Genomic DNA, 14,506 nt, shown 5'->3' with positions numbered 1-14,506 from the left:
CTGACGCGATTGCCGATCACGCGATCTGGGCGTCGCGGCTGCGCCGCTCGTAATGCTTGGAATATTTGTTGGTGATCAGGTCGGTCTTCACCACGATCGACACGTCGGTGGTGTTGAACTGGTGATCGATCACCGCGCCGTCGCCGATGAAGCCGCCCAGCCGCAAATAACCCTTGATCAGCGGCGGCAGGAACGTCAGCGCGCGCTTCGGATCGATTTGATCGCGGGGCATCAGATCCATGCCGACATAGCGTTCCGGCAGAGCCACGGGGCGCAGTTCCTCCGGGGCCAGATGGAAGTGATGGAGGTAGGCGAGCGGCTCGGCCATCGCCACCGGGTCGGTGCCCGGCAGGCTGGCGCAGCCGAACATCACCGCGATGTCGTGGTGGAAGACGTAGGCCGCGATGCCGCGCCACAGAAGCTGCATGCTGCTGCCGCGCGTGCGGTAGGCGGCGTCGACGCAGGACCGCCCCAGCTCCAGGATCTCTCCCGGATAGCTGACCAGCCGCCCGATGTCGTATTCGTCGCTGGAATAGAAACGCCCGGCCTTGGCCGCCGCCGGGCGGCGGATCAGCCGGTACGTACCGACCACGGACTCCGGGCCGTCGCCGCGGGCGTGGTCGATGACCAGCAGATGGTCGCAGATCGTGTCGAAATCGTCGAAGTCGCGATGGCGCGCGGCCATGTCCGGCGACGGCACCGCCGACATCTCCTCGTAGAAGACGCGGTAGCGCAGCGCCTGCGCCCAATCGATCTCGGCGGCGCTTTCGGCCAACCGCACTTCGAGGGAGCCCATGCGCAGATCCGAAGAGCTGCCCTGGTCCGTGCCTGTATCAGCCATACTCGACGCTTCACTGGCGTTGTTCGGGTCGCGGCAACCGCCGGTTCTCCTTCCGGAGCCCGGTCGGGCACGGAACAGGGATAACACGAATGGGCGGTTGCCGGTCAACCGCGACGTGACGAACCCGCCCCCCGGCAAGCCCGGACTCCGGGCAAGCCACAAGGTCCGGCCCCGGCGAACGGGGACGGCGGCAAGGCGGGACAGTAATGATCACGCGGGAAGGAAGAAAAGATCACATCCGGGCGGCGGGTTCCGGGGCGGACCGGACCGAACGGCGGCGGTCCGCCGGACACCAACGCACAAGCCCGATGGACCTTAGGCCGCGCCGCGGCGGGCGCGGGTGCCGAGACCGATCTGCTTGGCCAGCGAGCTGCGCTGGCGGGCGTAGTTCGGGGCGACCATCGGATAGTCGGCCGGCAGGCCCCAGCGGTCGCGGTATTCCTCCGGCGACATGTCGTAGGCCGTCTTCAGATGGCGCTTCAGCATTTTCAGCTTCTTGCCATCCTCCAGGCACACAATGTAGTCGGGAGTGACGGACTTCTTGATGGGCACCGCGGGCTGCGGACGCTCCTCCGTCGCAACCGGCTCGGTCCCGACATTCGCGAGTGACTTGTACACCTGCTCAATCAGCGTCGGAAGATCGCCGAGAGCGACTGTATTGTTCGAGACATGCGCCGCAACGATCTCCGTGGTCAGAGACAACAGCGCGTTGGAAGGGTTACCATTGCTCATGTAAGCTTGCTCCGCAGCTTGGCGTTCCTCTCCATATAAAGAGGTTTGTGGCCGCGCGCAATATCCATCCTTTGCTCTTAAAGAGGAAGCAGTGTACGAAAAAAAATCTCCGGATTTGTTTTTGGACATCACCAGCGAGGTGTGTCCGTTAACCTTCGTCAAGACCAAGTTGTCGGTGGAGCGCATGGCGGCCGGGCAGACGCTTGAAGTCCGGCTGAACGCTGGCGAACCCTTGGAGAATGTACCCCGATCCTTAGCCGAACTGGGTCACTCCATTCTCGCCGTGACGCCCGAAAATCCGGATGAGCCGGAGGGGGTTCACCGTCTGTGGATTCAGAAAGGTTAATATTTATTCGTCGGTGTACGAATACCGTAGCACAAGGGCGGCAACCCTTCCTTCCGCCCTGCGGTAATAGCCGGGACGACGGCCCACGGAAAAGAAACCACAGGATTTATACAGGGATTGTGCCATACCATTGTCTTCGGCGACTTCCAGGAACAGCGCCGTGGCGCCCAGCGCCCGCGCGCCGTCCAGCGCCGCCGCAACCAGCCGCCGCCCGAGGCCCTGTCCCCGCGCGTCGGCACGGACGCCGACGGCGATGATCTCGCCATCCTCGGCGGCAACCCGCGCCAGCAGGAAGCCGACCGGATCGTCGCCCTCCCCGCCGTCCCGCAAAGCGAGCACGGAAAAGAAGCCGGGCTGGCCGATCAGGCTGGCGACGGCCTCGCTGCCCCAGGGATCGTCGGGAAAGCAGCCCTGCTGCAGGGCCGCGATCACCGCGGCGTCGGCGAGGCCGGCGGTCTGAAGACGCGTCGGAAGGGACATCCGGGAGCGGGGCGTCTCGGGCAGGGCCGCCGTCATGCCGTCTTCCGCGGAAGGGACACGTCGGGCGGGCGCAGGTAGAAGGGCTGGGCCGGCAGCCCGACCTCCCGCCGGGCGCCCAGGGCGGCGACCACGGCGGCGTCAGGCATGCCCGGCCCGGCGGCGAAACGGATGTCGGCCCGCCCCTCCAGAAGCGGGCGCAGCGCGGCCGCACCGTCCCCGGCAACCAGCAATGGTGCGGCCCCGGTCCCAGCACCGCCGGCGAGCAGCCCGTCCAGCCAGCCCGGCACCGCGGCGGGGTCCAGCATCGCCGGTTCGCCGAAAGGCGTCAGGTCCGGGTGGAAGAGTTGCAAAAACGGCTCGGTGCGGCGGGAGTCCACGGCAACCAGCAGGGCGCGGCCGTCCCGCTCCCCCTCCGGCAGGCCGTGAGCGACCGCGTCGAAACTGGTGACGCCGACCACCGGCAACCCGGCGGCCAGGGCGAAGCCGCGCGCCGCGGCCAGCGCGATGCGCAGCCCCGTGAAGGCGCCCGGCCCGACGGTCACGGCGATGCGGTCCAACGCGTCGAAGGCGCAGCCGGCCTCCGCCAGCGCGGCCTGCGCCAGGGGCACCAGCGCCTCCGCCTGCCCGCGGGCCATCGGCTCGCGCCGCCGCACGGTGACGGCGCCGTCGTCCCACAGCGCGGCGGAGCAGCCGGAGGTCGCCGTGTCCAGTCCCAGAACTCTCATCGCCTCACACGCGTCGTCAGATCCGCCATCTTCAAAGCCCCACTTCAAGCCTGGGTCAAGAGCGTGATAGACAGCCCCGACCTTCCCTGACGGCATGGATCATGCTCACACCCATCGCACCACCGGACTTCGACGTTGACATCGAGCTGCTGTACGCCACGCCGGACAACCTGACCGGGGTGCCCATCTACCGGCACCCGCATTGCCTGCTGCACCCCGACGCGGCGGCGGCGCTGCGCGCGGCGATCCGGCTGGCGCGCGGCATCGGCTGCCGGTTGCGGCTGTACGATGCCTTCCGCCCGGTCGAGGCGCAATGGGCCTTGTGGCGGGCGCTGCCCGACCCGTCCTACATCGCCGATCCGGCGGGCGGCTCCACCCATTCCCGCGGCGTCGCGGTGGATCTGACGCTGGCCGACGGAACGGGGCGCCCGCTGGACATGGGCACCGGCTTCGACGACATGACCGAGCAGTCCCACCATGGCCGCACCGACCTGACCACGGAGCAGCAGCGCAACCGCGCCGCCCTTCTCGGCGTCATGACGGCGGCGGGCTGGCGGCATTACAGCTGCGAGTGGTGGCACTATCAACTGCCGCACGAGCAGCGCTACCCCCTGCTGACCGACGCGGCCCTGGGTGGCCTGATGATGGGCTGACCCCTGCGGCCCGGCCGACGGCCGATCCACGGCCGGATGTCACAAGGGTTGTTGCAAGGCTGCATCACGAAAGAGCCCGAAGCACGCCGTATGTGTTGCGGACTTGTTCCCGGCGGCGTGCCTGTGCCACACCAGCCGAGGCGCAGCCCGGACCACCGTCCGGCCGCGCGACCGTTCCGGACCCACGACAGGCCGCCATGCCGTTCCGCCGCGCCGCCACCGTCTTCGCCGTGGCCGCCGCCTGGGCTTTCCAGGCCCTGGCGGGAAGCCCCGGCGTTGCGGCGCCCGGCGTTGCGGCGGACGGGACGGCGAACACCGCCGTCGTCTTCGCCTACGACCGTTTCGGCGAGGACCAGACGCCGTCCATCAGCATCCGGATCGACCAGTTCGAAGCCCATCTGGACGAGCTTCAGGACGGCGACTACCAAGTCCTGCCCCTGCCCCGCATCCTGGAGGCGCTGCGCAGCGGCGCGCCGCTGCCCGACCGCACGGTGGCGATCACCATCGACGAGGCCAGCCGCTCCGCCTTCCGCGAGGCGTGGCCGCGGCTGAAGGCGGCGGGGCTTCCCTTCACCCTGTTCGTGGCGACCGACGCCATCGACCGCGGGTCGCCCGCCCACATGAGTTGGGCGGAGGTGCGGCAGCTCGCCGCCGCCGGGGTCACGTTCGGCGGGCTCGGCGCCTCCACCCAGTCGCTGGTGTCCCGCCCCGCCGAGGAGGTGAAGGCGGAGCTGCGCCGCATGGCCGACCGGCTGCAGGCGGAGACCGGGCAGCGCCCGACCCTGTTCGCCTACCCGCAGGGCGAGGTGTCGTCGGCGCTGCGGGCCATCGTGACGGAGCAGGGCTTCGCCGCCGCCTTCGGCCAACAGTCCGGCGTCCTGCACCCGCAGGCCGACCGGGCGACCCTGCCGCGTTTCGTGATGAACGAGAGTTTCGGCAGCGTCGACCGCTTCCGGCTGGCCGCCAACGCGCTGCCCCTGCCGGTCACCGACCTGACGCCCGACGATCCGCTGCTGACCGTCAACCCGCCGTCGATCGGCTTCACCGTGTCGGACGAGATCGGCGACATCGCGCGGCTGGCCTGCTTCGCCGCCGGCCAAGGCCGGACGGCGCTGGAGCGCGTGACGGAGGATCGGGTGGAGGTGCGCATCCGCGACCCCTTCCCGCCGGGCCGCACGCGCGTGAACTGCACCCTGCCCGCCCCCGAGGGACGGTGGCGCTGGCTGGGCATGCAGTTCGTCGTTCCGGAATAGGCCGAGAGACGCCGGACGGGCGCGGCCTGTGCCGACCGCGCCCGTCCGGTGAATGCCGTCAGCGGACGGCGCGGACCTCGACCACCTCGGGGATGTAGTGGCGCAGCATGTTCTCGATGCCTGCCTTCAGCGTGGCGGTGGAGCTGGGGCAGCCCGAGCAGGCCCCCTTCATCTCCAGATACACCACGCCTTCCTCGAAGCCGTAGAAGGTGATGTCGCCGCCGTCCTGGGCCACCGCCGGGCGCACGCGGGTGTCCAGCAGCTCCTTGATCTGGGTGACAAGCTCGTCGTCGTCCGCGCTGGCGGCGTGGCCGTCGCCGGCCGCCTCTTCGAGCAGCACCGGGCGGTTGGCGGTGAAATGCTCCATGATGACGCCGAGGATCGACGGCTTCAGCAGGAACCACTCCTTGTCGCCGGCCTTGGTGATGGTCACGAAGTCGGCACCCAGGAAGACGCCCTGGACCCCGTCGATCTCGAACAGCCGCTGGGCCAGCGGCGAAGCGGCGGCACCATCGCGGGACGGAAAGTCCGCAGTGCCGCGTCCGAGCACGTCACGCCCCGGCAGGAACTTGAGAGTCGCCGGGTTGGGCGTCTGCTCGGTCTGAATGAACATGGTGATATCCTCCATCGGCGCCGAACAACACTGGCGGCGTAGGCGAAACTTGGGCAGAATCCGCCGACAGATCAAGCATCGCATCTTTATGGTTATCGATCCGTGAGCATGGCACCGCCCGCGGCCACCGCACCGTCCAACCCTGCGGCCACCGCACCGGCCACTTCCGCGGCCCCCTCCATCGACGCCGCCGCGCGGGAGGTCGTCGAATGGCTGCTGCTGGAAGGCCGGCACGCCCCCGGCTTCGAGCCGATGATGGACCGCTTCTGCCGGCGCCTGATGGCGTCCGGCGTCCCGCTGCTGCGCGCCGTCTGCGCCCTACCCCTGCTGCACCCGCAGATCCGCACCATCGCCTTCTTCTGGCGCCGCAACGCCGAGCAGGTGGAGACCACCACCCGCGCCCACGGCACGGAAACCAGCACCGAGTATCTGACCAGCCCCTTCGCCACCCTGATCGAGGACGGCGCCGACGGCCTGCGCTACCGGCTGGAGCAGATGGAGCCGCCCTACCCATACCCGGTCTTCGCCGAGCTGAAGGCGCAGGGGGCGACGGACTATGTCGCCATGACCGTGCTGTTCGCCGGGGGGCGGCGCAACGTCCTGAGCTTCACCACCGACCGGCCCGGCGGCTTCTCCACCGCCGATCTGGCGCTGGTCGACGCGGTGCTGCCGGCTTTGGGCGCGGTGCTGGAGACGCTGGCGCTGCGGCGGCTGGCGACGACGGTTTTGGACACCTATGTCGGCCACCGCACCGGCGCGCGCATCCTGTCCGGCGACATCCGGCGCGGCACCGGCGCCAACGTCCGCGCCGTGCTGTGGTACTGCGACCTGCGCGGCTTCACCTCGCTGGCCGACCGGCTGCCGCGCGAGGAGCTGATCGCCCTGCTGAACGGCTATTTCGAGATCATGGGCGGTGCCGTGGAAAGCCGCGGCGGCGAGATCATGAAGTTCATCGGCGACGCCATGCTGGCCATCTTCCCGCTGGAGGAGGGCGACCCGACCGGGGCGGCCGCCTGCACCAAGGCGCTGGACGCCGCGCAGGAGGCCCTGACCGACATGGCCGCCCGCAACGCCGAACGCTCCGCCTGGGGCCAGCCGACCCTGCGTTGCGGCATCGCCCTGCACATGGGCGAGGTCATGTATGGCAACATCGGCTCCGCCAACCGGCTGGACTTCACCGTCATCGGCCCGGCGGTCAATCTGGTCAGCCGGATCGAGGGGCTGTGCAGCCGGCTGGAGCGTAATGTCCTGACCTCCGCCGAGGTGGCCGAGGCCTGCGCCAGCCGCCTCGTCTCGGTCGGCTGGCACCCGGTGAAGGGGCTGAACGACCCGATCGAGGTCTATGGGCTGAAGGAGAAGACAGGGACCGATGAATAGGGCGCTGCAACGAACCCCCGGTCGCCGGCCTTGAGCGGTCGCGATCCCTCCCCCGCCCGCCTATCCCTCCGCTCCTTCGCGCTGGCCGCCGCCGCCTTCTCGGCGGGCTGGTCGCTGATGATGATGGAAATCCTCGGCGGGCGGCTGATGGCGCCGCATTTCGGCTATTCGGTCTATCAGTGGGGCGCCGTCATCGGCGTGGTGATGACCTTCATGGCCGCCGGCTACTGGACCGGCGGGCAGCTCGGTGACGGGCCGAAGGCGGTGCCGGCGCTGCGCGCCGCCCTGCTGGCCGGGGTCGCCGCGGCGGCGCTGACGCCCTGGCTGGGCAAGCCGATGCTGGCCGACGCCGCGGGCCGCTTCAACGCGGTGGAGGGGTCGGTCGTCGGGGCGGCGCTGATCCTCGGGCTGCCGTCCTTCGCGCTGGCCATGGTGTCGCCGATCTGCGCGGGCTTGAGCAGCCTGACGGGTGCTGCGGCGGCGGGGCGGATCTACGCGGTCGGCACGCTGGGCAGCATCGGCGGCACCTTCTTCGCCTCCTTCTACGCGATCCCTGAGGTCGGGGTGTCGGCGGGGTACGCCCTGGCGGCGGTCCTGCCGGCGCTCGCCTGCCTGTTCATACCGGGTGGGAAACGGGTGGCCGCCGCCGCGGCCCTGGCGGTTCCCCTGGCCTGGGCCGCCGGCCATGGCGAGGGGCAGGGCTTCGCCCTCTACCGCGAGACGCCGCACAACACGATCATGGTGCAGGAGGACGCCGAACAGATCCGCCTGCACCTGAACGTCGCCTGGGCCACCCAGTCGCGGCTGCGCAAGGATGGTGGTCCGACCGGCCTCTATTACGACCTGTTCGCCGCCGTCCCGGCCCTGGGGAACGGCACACGCGTCCTGGTGCTGGGTCTGGCCGGCGGGGCCGCCGCCAAGGAGATCCTCGATTCCTGGCCCGGCGCCGACATCCTGGGGGTGGAGCTGGACCCCGCGGTGGTCGAGGTGGCGCGCGAGAGGTTCGGCCTGCAGCCCGAGGTGCGCGTCGCCGTCGAGGATGCCCGCCGCCACGTCGAGCGGTCGCCGGAGCAGCACGACGTGGTGATCGTCGATCTCTACTCGACCGCCCTGATCCCTTTCTTCACGGCGACCAGGGAGTTCTTCGCGGCGGTGGAACGGCGGGTGGCACCGGGCGGCGTGCTGGTCATGAACGTCGCCTCCCCCATGGACCGCGACGCTCTGGTCGGGCCGCTGGCGGCGACGCAGGGCGCCGTCTTCCCGTCGGTGTACGTCGCCGACGCCGGGCGCGGGAATTATCTTATGATCGCCACGAAGGAGACGCGTACGCTTGAGGATCTGAGCGTACGCCTGCGCTCCGCTCCGGCGGGTGCGACGTACGCGGCCTCGCGCATCCTGGAGACGCTGGCCCCTGCCGAACTGGCCGGGCATCCGGTGCTGACCGACGACCGGTCCGACATCGACCAGCGCAGCCTTACCGCCCTTTATGGACGTTGAAACGCCTTAGGTGATGGCGTCCAGCGCGTCGATGCCGATGCCGCCCGGCACGATGGTCAGCGGAATGCGCATCTTCGCGAGGCCGCGGTTGGTGAAGTAGGAGATCAACGGCCCCGGCCCTTCCGGATCGACGCCGGCGGCCAGCACGAGGATGGAGATGCTCGGCTCCTCGTCGATCAGGGCCAGCACCTCGTCGCGGCGGTTGCCCTCGCGCACATACAGGGCCGGCAGGGTGCCGGTCAGGCGGTTCACGTCGCGGGCGAGCTTCTGCAACTTCTGCTCCGCCTCCGCGCGCTGCTCCTCGCGCATCAGGTTCTCCAGGGCCAGCCACTGCTGCACCTCGCCGGGCTCGATGACATAGAGCAGCGCCACCTTGCCCCCCGACTTGCGGGCGCGCAGGCAGGCGTAGCGCAAGGCGAGCTGAAGCTCCGGGCTCTCGTCCACCACGACCAGGAAGATGCGGACCGGCAGCTTGGCCGTAACCTCCGGTTCGGAAACGGCCGGATCGGACGCAATCGGATCGGTGGCAATCGGATTGGACATGGGTCACACCCTCCGGAAGATGGCGCCGGCCAGCCAGCCGGCGGCGATGGCGCCAATCACCGCGGCAACACCGTAAATCATCGGCTGGTTGCGCGCAAAGTCGTAGATTTCCGCGCTGAAGCCGACCTTGGACACCACCAGCGGCGTGGTCTGGGCGCTGACCACCTCGCCGTCGCGGATCAGCAGCGCTTCCACATTGTACAGCCCCGTCGGCACGTTGGCCGGGAAATAGATGTTGGTCCGGAACAGCCGCTCGCCGAGAAAGGCCACTTGCCCCAGCGTGATGCCGTAGAGCCCGGCCCGCTGCTTGTTGCGGATCAGGGCGGAGCGGAACAGGGCGAGCTGGTCCGGGGCCAGCTGCTCGCGCGGGCCGAGTTGGAGGTTCGGCAGGCCGATCTGGTGGCGTTCCAGAACCGGGCGGCCGACGAACTGGTCCAGCGGGCGGTTCGTCGCGACCATGTAGTAACCGGGCACCTGCTCGAACCGAACGCTGCGCGCGTTGATCCAGATGCCGGCGATGCGCTCCTTGCGGCGCACCGTGACCGGGGTGCGCGGGCCGGTCACCACGATGGCGACGTCGCCCGCCCCGTCGGTGGTGCCGAACAGCACGACCTCCGTCCCGGTGAAGCCGGTGGTGATGGCGATCAGGTGGCTGGACAGGTCGGCGACGAGCTGCTGCGCCCAGACCGTGGCGGCCAGGAACACCCCCGCCAGAAGCCCGACCAGCCCGCCGGCGACCCGGACGGACCACAACCGCCCGGCGCCCTTGCGGACAGCGCTCACGACATCCTCGTCGAGATGGTGAAGACGTCGTTCGGCTCGACCACCAGATCGAAGGCGAGCTTCAGCGCCACCGCGACAACCAGTGAGGCCAGCAGCAGCCGCGCCTGTTCGCCGCGCAGCCGGCCGCCGGCCTTGGTGCCGAACTGCGCGCCGACCACCCCGCCGATCAGCAGCAGCAGCGCCAGCATCACGTCCACCGTCTGGTTGGTCGCCGCCTGGAGCAGCGTCGCCATCGCCGTGGTGAAGATGATCTGGAACAGCGAGGTGCCGGCCACGAGACCGGTCGGCATGTTCAGCAGGTAGATCATCGCCGGAACCAGCATGAAGCCGCCGCCGATGCCCATGATCGCCACCAGCATCCCGCCGATCGCCCCGATCGCGGCCGGCAGCAGGGCGGAGATGTAGAGCTTGGAGCGTTGGAACCGCATCTTCAGCGGCAGGCCGTGCAGCCACATGTGGCGATGCAGCTTGCCCCGCTTGGCGGTGGGGGCGCGGCGGCGGATCAGCGCGCGGCTGGCCTCCACCATCATCATCGTGCCGATGGTGCCGAGGAAGAAAACGTAGGACAGCGTGATCGCCGCGTCGATCTGGCCGATCCGCTGCAAGATGGAGAAGATCCAGACGCCGACCACCGTGCCGACCATGCCGCCCAGCAGCATGACGACGCCCAGCTTGACGTCCACGTTGCCGCGCCGCCAGTGGGCGAGCACGCCCGACACGCTGGCGGCGACGAGCTGGTTGGCCTGGGTGCCCACCGCGATGGCGGGCGGAACGCCGATGAAGATCAGCAGCGGCGTCATCAGGAAGCCGCCGCCCACCCCGAACATGCCGGACAGGAAGCCGACGAGCCCCCCCATGCCGAGCACGAGCAGGGCGTTGACCGACATCTCGGCGATCGGCAGGTAAACTTGCATGGAGGCGGAGCCGGCGGACGGGAAGGTCCGCCAGCTTATACCTTACAGGCGCTGTTGCGGCAATCAGGCCGGAACGCCTGCATCCTTCAGCAGATCGGGCAGCAGATCGGCCAGCACGACGTCCGGACGGGCGCCGACATGGCTGATGATCTCCGCCGCGGCCAGCGCGCCGATGCGGCCGCAGACCGCCGGGGCCATGCCGCGGGTGTAGCCGTAGAGGAAGCCGGCGGCGTAGAGGTCGCCGGCCCCGGTGGTGTCGACCACGCGGGCGACCGGGGCGGCCGGCACCTCGACCACCTCGCCACCGGAGATGATGACGGCGCCCTTCTCGCTGCGCGTCAGGGCGGCGGTCTTGCCGAGACGCTTCACCGCCTCCAGCGCGTCGTCGAAGCGGTCGGTCTTGTAGAGGGCGGTGATCTCATGCTCGTTGGCGAACAGGATGTCGACATGGCCCTCGACGAGGTCCAGGAACTCCGCGTGGTGGCGGTGGACGCAGAAGCTGTCGGACAGCGAGAGCGAGACCTTGCGCCCGGCGCCGTGGGCGGCGGAGGCCGCCTTGCGGAAGGCTTCCTTGGCGCGGGGCGGGTCCCACAGATAGCCTTCCAGATAGGTGACCTGCGAGTTGGCGATCAGCGCCTCGTCGATGTCCTCCGGCCCCAGCTCCACGCAGGCGCCGAGGAAGGTGTTCATCGAGCGCTGGGCGTCCGGCGTCACCAGGATCAGGCAGCGCGCCGTCGGGGCGCCGCCATGGCCGGCCGCCGTTTCGAAATGCACGCCGGCGGCGCGGATGTCGTGGCGGAAGACCTGGCCGAGCTGGTCGCCGTGGACCTTGCCGATGTAGGCCCCCCGGCCGCCCAGCGAAGCGATGCCGGCCATGGTGTTGCCGGCGGAACCGCCCGACACCTCGATGCCCGGCCCCATGCGGCCGTACAGCTCCTCGGCGCGGGCGGCGTCGATCAGCGTCATCGCGCCCTTCTCGATGCCGTTGGCCGTGAGAAAGGCGTCGTCGGCATGGGCGATCACGTCGACGATGGCGTTGCCGATGCCGGTGACGTCGAATTCGGCCGTGGCCATGGGCGCTCCTTGAAATGCGGTGTTTGTGCTGAGCTGGAAAACCGGGCGCGAGTATAGCGGCCCGCCTTCACATCTCAAGCGCGGCGCAAGGCCCCCTGGAACGAAGCGGCCCGCCGTCGTAGATAAGCGACGCCCGACCGCAACGGCCCCATCGAAAGAGAGTCCGTATGATCCGCGCCCTGCTTCTCGCCATCGGACAGCTTTCCGACCCGGCGTCCCGCCGCGTCGTGTGGATCGGCGTGCTGTCCGCCATCCTGGCCTTCGCCCTGCTCGCCGGGGCCGCATGGTGGGCGCTGTTCCACACGGCGCTGACCGGCTACGCCTGGGTGGACGGGGTGCTGGACGTGCTGGGCGGGCTGGCCGTCCTGCTGCTGGCCTGGGTGCTGTTTCCCGCCACGGTCGGCATGGTGTCCAGCTTCTTCCTGGACGAGGTGGTGCAGGCGGTGGAGCGGCGCCACTATCCCCAGTTGCCGCCGCCCCGCCAGACCGGCCTTGGGGAAGAGCTGCTGACCGCGCTGCGCTTTTTCGCCATCGTCCTGCTGGTCAATCTGTTCGCCCTGCCCCTGTATCTGATGGTGCCGGGGTTGAACCTGCTGATCTTCTACACCGCCAACGGCTATCTTCTCGGCCGCGAATATTTCGAGATGGTGGCGATCCGGCGGATGGGACGGAAGGAGGCGGGGTTTCTGCGGCGTTCCAGCCCGTTGAAACCATTTTTGGCTGGCGCGGTAATTGCCTTTCTTTCGACAATTCCTTTCGTCAACCTGCTGGTGCCGGTGATCGCGAGCGCCTTCATGGTCCATGTCTACCATTCCATGACGGGGTCCATGACCGGTCTTTCCCGCCGGGAAGGGCCGTGACGGACCGCAGGGCGGCGCGGCCCCGACCGTGCACCAAAGCCCACTTGCGGCCGGCCGGATGACCGTGTTACCCCGGCGGGGTGGTCTTTTGGCTGCTGTCGAGCGGGCCCGGTCATGCGACGCCGCCTCCGATGACCCGACTTCAATGACCTGCCAACCTTCACGACCTGACTGACCTGGGGATCAACGTTCATGCTGTTCGGACGAAAGAATCCGCCCGTCGGTGCGCCGAAGACCCAAAGCGCCGACCCGGCCACCCCGGCCGCACCGCAGGCGGGCGCCGCCGAACCCACGGCGGCGGTGTCGCCGCTCGCCTCCCTGAGCACCCCGTCCGCGGCGAATCCGCCGGCCGCCCCCGCCCCGGCCGGTCGTCTGCCGCAACCCGAGCCGATTTCCTCCAAGGGACCCGAGATGAACACGAGCACCCCGAAGCCGCCGGCCGGCGCCCCGATCCCCGGTTCGAGCTACAAGCCGACGGACATTCCGCGCCGCACCGTCGATCTGCCGGGTGCCGCGCCGCGCCGTCCCGAGGGGTATGGCGCCCCGGCTTCGGCCCCCGCCGCCGCGCCCGCGCCGGTCGCCCCGGCCCCGGCGCCCACCGCTCCGCTCGCCAGCGACCAGCGCCGCCTGATCGTCGGCCGCGACATCTCGCTGAACGGCGAGATCGGGTCCTGCGACATCCTAGTCGTGGAAGGAACGGTCGAGGCCAAGCTGCGCGACGGCCGGTCCATCGAGATCGCCGAGACCGGGCTGTTCAAGGGTGCCGTCGAGATCGACGAGGCCGACATCGGCGGCCGCTTCGAGGGCGACATCATCGTGCGCGGCCGCCTGACCGTGCGCTCCACCGGCAAGATCAACGGCTCGATCAAGTACGGCGAGCTGGCGGTCGAAGCCGGCGCCCTGCTGAACGGCGAGATCGGCAAATACACCCCGGCGGCCAAGCCTGCCGCTGCCCCCGCCGCCCCGGCGGAAGCGGCCTCGGCCCCGGCAGCGTCGGCGCTGGACCCCATCGTGGTGGACGGCTAAACGCCGTTAAACGCGGCTTCACGATCAAGCCCGGCGGGGATCGAGCCCCGCCGGGCTTTTTCTTTTTCCAGTTATCGCAGGCGTTTCACGGGAAACATCACACCACGGCGGCCGGCAGCACCTTGTCCTTGAAGCCGCACAGGTCGCTGACCGGGCAGACGAGGCAGTCGGGCTTGCGGGCCTTGCAGACGTAGCGGCCATGCAGGATCAGCCAGTGGTGGGCGTGCCGGCGGTAGGTCTTGGGAACCACCTTCAGCAGCTTCGCCTCCACCGCGTCGGGCGTCTTGCCGGGGGCGAGGCCGGTGCGGTTGCCGACGCGGAAGATGTGGGTGTCCACCGCGATGGTCTCCTCGCCGAAGGCGACGTTCAGCACCACGTTGGCGGTCTTGCGCCCGACCCCGGGCAGGGTTTCCAGAGCCTCGCGGTCGCGCGGCACCGCGCCGCCATACTGGGCGACCAGGATTTCCGACAGCCGGATGACGTTCTTGGCCTTGGTGTTGAACAGGCCGATGGTCTTGATGTAGCCGCGCAGCCGCTCCTCCCCCAGCTCCACCATCTGCTGCGGCGTGGTGACGATTTGGAACAGCGGGCCGGTGGCCTTGTTGACGCCGACATCCGTGGCCTGCGCCGACAGCACGACGGCGACCAGCAGGGTGTAGGGATTGACGTATTCCAGCTCGCTCTTCGGCTCCGGGTTGGCGGCGCTGAGGCGGCGGAAGAATTCCTGGACGGCGGCGGGCTTCATGGCGCGCAGCATAGCGGGACCCCGGTTGTTCTTGCAAACACGCC

Annotated in this window: 17 protein-coding genes; 7 read left to right on the top strand and 10 right to left on the bottom strand. The window is 69.4% G+C overall.

The window, feature by feature from the left end; genetic code table 11:
* Positions 1-16: 16 nt before the first annotated feature.
* Both AC1DVI_RS00485 and AC1DVI_RS00480 read right to left on the bottom strand, forming a co-directional pair.
* The gene (locus AC1DVI_RS00485) at positions 17-841 is read right to left on the bottom strand and encodes a GNAT family N-acetyltransferase (protein WP_149165354.1); all 825 of its coding nucleotides are present in this window, start codon (positions 839-841) and stop codon (positions 17-19) included.
* A gap of 315 nt (positions 842-1,156) precedes the next feature.
* A complete protein-coding gene (locus tag AC1DVI_RS00480) occupies positions 1,157-1,573 on the bottom strand; it encodes a Ros/MucR family transcriptional regulator (protein ID WP_014238866.1) in 417 nt (138 codons plus the stop codon).
* Between the two features lie 91 nt (positions 1,574-1,664).
* Between AC1DVI_RS00480 and AC1DVI_RS00475 the strand changes: the two genes are divergently transcribed.
* On the top strand, positions 1,665-1,919 hold the full coding sequence (locus AC1DVI_RS00475) for a sulfurtransferase TusA family protein (RefSeq protein WP_145623122.1): 255 nt from the start codon (positions 1,665-1,667) through the stop codon (positions 1,917-1,919).
* Between the two features lie 3 nt (positions 1,920-1,922).
* Here the strand turns inward: AC1DVI_RS00475 and AC1DVI_RS00470 are convergent, their stop codons facing one another.
* Both AC1DVI_RS00470 and tsaB read right to left on the bottom strand, forming a co-directional pair.
* The gene (locus AC1DVI_RS00470) at positions 1,923-2,435 is read right to left on the bottom strand and encodes a GNAT family N-acetyltransferase (protein WP_476956355.1); all 513 of its coding nucleotides are present in this window, start codon (positions 2,433-2,435) and stop codon (positions 1,923-1,925) included.
* Entirely contained in the window at positions 2,432-3,124 is a 693-nt protein-coding gene (gene tsaB, locus AC1DVI_RS00465; protein ID WP_476956354.1) for a tRNA (adenosine(37)-N6)-threonylcarbamoyltransferase complex dimerization subunit type 1 TsaB, read from the bottom strand. Before tsaB ends, AC1DVI_RS00470 begins: the two co-directional genes overlap by 4 nt.
* A 101-nt stretch (positions 3,125-3,225) precedes the next feature.
* Between tsaB and ddpX the strand changes: the two genes are divergently transcribed.
* On the top strand, positions 3,226-3,777 hold the full coding sequence (gene ddpX / locus AC1DVI_RS00460) for a D-alanyl-D-alanine dipeptidase (protein WP_476956353.1): 552 nt from the start codon (positions 3,226-3,228) through the stop codon (positions 3,775-3,777).
* A 197-nt stretch (positions 3,778-3,974) separates the two neighbouring features.
* Positions 3,975-5,030 carry a polysaccharide deacetylase family protein gene (locus AC1DVI_RS00455; RefSeq protein ID WP_476956352.1) on the top strand — a complete coding sequence of 352 codons (1,056 nt, stop codon included), beginning with the start codon at positions 3,975-3,977 and terminating at the stop codon, positions 5,028-5,030.
* A 58-nt stretch (positions 5,031-5,088) separates the two neighbouring features.
* Here AC1DVI_RS00455 and AC1DVI_RS00450 read toward each other — a convergent pair whose 3' ends face one another.
* A complete protein-coding gene (locus AC1DVI_RS00450; RefSeq protein WP_149165359.1) occupies positions 5,089-5,643 on the bottom strand; it encodes a NifU family protein in 555 nt (184 codons plus the stop codon).
* A gap of 108 nt (positions 5,644-5,751) precedes the next feature.
* Between AC1DVI_RS00450 and AC1DVI_RS00445 the strand changes: the two genes are divergently transcribed.
* The gene (locus AC1DVI_RS00445) at positions 5,752-7,020 is read left to right on the top strand and encodes an adenylate/guanylate cyclase domain-containing protein (protein ID WP_476956351.1); all 1,269 of its coding nucleotides are present in this window, start codon (positions 5,752-5,754) and stop codon (positions 7,018-7,020) included.
* Positions 7,021-7,050: 30 nt separating this feature from the next.
* Positions 7,051-8,517, top strand: a complete 1,467-nt coding sequence (locus AC1DVI_RS00440) for a fused MFS/spermidine synthase (RefSeq protein ID WP_476956350.1) — start codon at positions 7,051-7,053, stop codon at positions 8,515-8,517.
* A gap of 6 nt (positions 8,518-8,523) precedes the next feature.
* Here the strand turns inward: AC1DVI_RS00440 and AC1DVI_RS00435 are convergent, their stop codons facing one another.
* From AC1DVI_RS00435 to AC1DVI_RS00420, 4 genes are all read right to left on the bottom strand, one after another.
* Positions 8,524-9,060, bottom strand: coding sequence for a universal stress protein (locus tag AC1DVI_RS00435; RefSeq protein WP_476956349.1), 537 nt, complete (start codon positions 9,058-9,060; stop codon positions 8,524-8,526).
* A gap of 3 nt (positions 9,061-9,063) precedes the next feature.
* Positions 9,064-9,843: a TIGR02186 family protein gene (locus tag AC1DVI_RS00430; protein ID WP_094301422.1), complete on the bottom strand. Its 780-nt coding sequence runs from the start codon at positions 9,841-9,843 to the stop codon at positions 9,064-9,066.
* A complete protein-coding gene (locus AC1DVI_RS00425; protein WP_476956348.1) occupies positions 9,840-10,757 on the bottom strand; it encodes a sulfite exporter TauE/SafE family protein in 918 nt (305 codons plus the stop codon). The genes AC1DVI_RS00430 and AC1DVI_RS00425 overlap by 4 nt, the downstream gene beginning before the upstream one ends.
* 63 nt (positions 10,758-10,820) lie before the next feature.
* Positions 10,821-11,831: an adenosine kinase gene (locus AC1DVI_RS00420; RefSeq protein WP_476956347.1), complete on the bottom strand. Its 1,011-nt coding sequence runs from the start codon at positions 11,829-11,831 to the stop codon at positions 10,821-10,823.
* 167 nt (positions 11,832-11,998) lie between these two features.
* Between AC1DVI_RS00420 and AC1DVI_RS00415 the strand changes: the two genes are divergently transcribed.
* Positions 11,999-12,691 carry an EI24 domain-containing protein gene (locus tag AC1DVI_RS00415; protein ID WP_149165367.1) on the top strand — a complete coding sequence of 231 codons (693 nt, stop codon included), beginning with the start codon at positions 11,999-12,001 and terminating at the stop codon, positions 12,689-12,691.
* Between the two features lie 192 nt (positions 12,692-12,883).
* Positions 12,884-13,717, top strand: a complete 834-nt coding sequence (locus AC1DVI_RS00410; protein WP_476956346.1) for a bactofilin family protein — start codon at positions 12,884-12,886, stop codon at positions 13,715-13,717.
* A gap of 97 nt (positions 13,718-13,814) precedes the next feature.
* Here AC1DVI_RS00410 and nth read toward each other — a convergent pair whose 3' ends face one another.
* Positions 13,815-14,474, bottom strand: coding sequence for an endonuclease III (gene nth, locus AC1DVI_RS00405; RefSeq protein ID WP_476956345.1), 660 nt, complete (start codon positions 14,472-14,474; stop codon positions 13,815-13,817).
* Positions 14,475-14,506: the final 32 nt, after the last annotated feature.

It is taken from the genome of Azospirillum sp. P4_B5, from assembly GCF_056402275.1.
This window is presented reverse-complemented; position numbering and strand designations above follow the sequence as displayed.

Bases quoted from the DNA above. Each gene is read 5' to 3' on its own strand.
- AC1DVI_RS00485 (WP_149165354.1), bottom strand. From the start codon at position 841: ATGGCTGATACAGGCACGGACCAGGGCAGCTCTTCGGATCTGCGCATG.
- AC1DVI_RS00480 (WP_014238866.1), bottom strand. From the start codon at position 1,573: ATGAGCAATGGTAACCCTTCCAACGCGCTGTTGTCTCTGACCACGGAG.
- AC1DVI_RS00470 (WP_476956355.1), bottom strand. From the start codon at position 2,435: ATGACGGCGGCCCTGCCCGAGACGCCCCGCTCCCGGATGTCCCTTCCG.
- tsaB (WP_476956354.1), bottom strand. From the start codon at position 3,124: ATGAGAGTTCTGGGACTGGACACGGCGACCTCCGGCTGCTCCGCCGCG.
- ddpX (WP_476956353.1), top strand. From the start codon at position 3,226: ATGCTCACACCCATCGCACCACCGGACTTCGACGTTGACATCGAGCTG.
- AC1DVI_RS00455 (WP_476956352.1), top strand. From the start codon at position 3,975: ATGCCGTTCCGCCGCGCCGCCACCGTCTTCGCCGTGGCCGCCGCCTGG.
- AC1DVI_RS00450 (WP_149165359.1), bottom strand. From the start codon at position 5,643: ATGTTCATTCAGACCGAGCAGACGCCCAACCCGGCGACTCTCAAGTTC.
- AC1DVI_RS00445 (WP_476956351.1), top strand. From the start codon at position 5,752: ATGGCACCGCCCGCGGCCACCGCACCGTCCAACCCTGCGGCCACCGCA.
- AC1DVI_RS00435 (WP_476956349.1), bottom strand. From the start codon at position 9,060: ATGTCCAATCCGATTGCCACCGATCCGATTGCGTCCGATCCGGCCGTT.
- AC1DVI_RS00425 (WP_476956348.1), bottom strand. From the start codon at position 10,757: ATGCAAGTTTACCTGCCGATCGCCGAGATGTCGGTCAACGCCCTGCTC.
- AC1DVI_RS00420 (WP_476956347.1), bottom strand. From the start codon at position 11,831: ATGGCCACGGCCGAATTCGACGTCACCGGCATCGGCAACGCCATCGTC.
- AC1DVI_RS00415 (WP_149165367.1), top strand. From the start codon at position 11,999: ATGATCCGCGCCCTGCTTCTCGCCATCGGACAGCTTTCCGACCCGGCG.
- AC1DVI_RS00410 (WP_476956346.1), top strand. From the start codon at position 12,884: ATGCTGTTCGGACGAAAGAATCCGCCCGTCGGTGCGCCGAAGACCCAA.
- nth (WP_476956345.1), bottom strand. From the start codon at position 14,474: ATGCTGCGCGCCATGAAGCCCGCCGCCGTCCAGGAATTCTTCCGCCGC.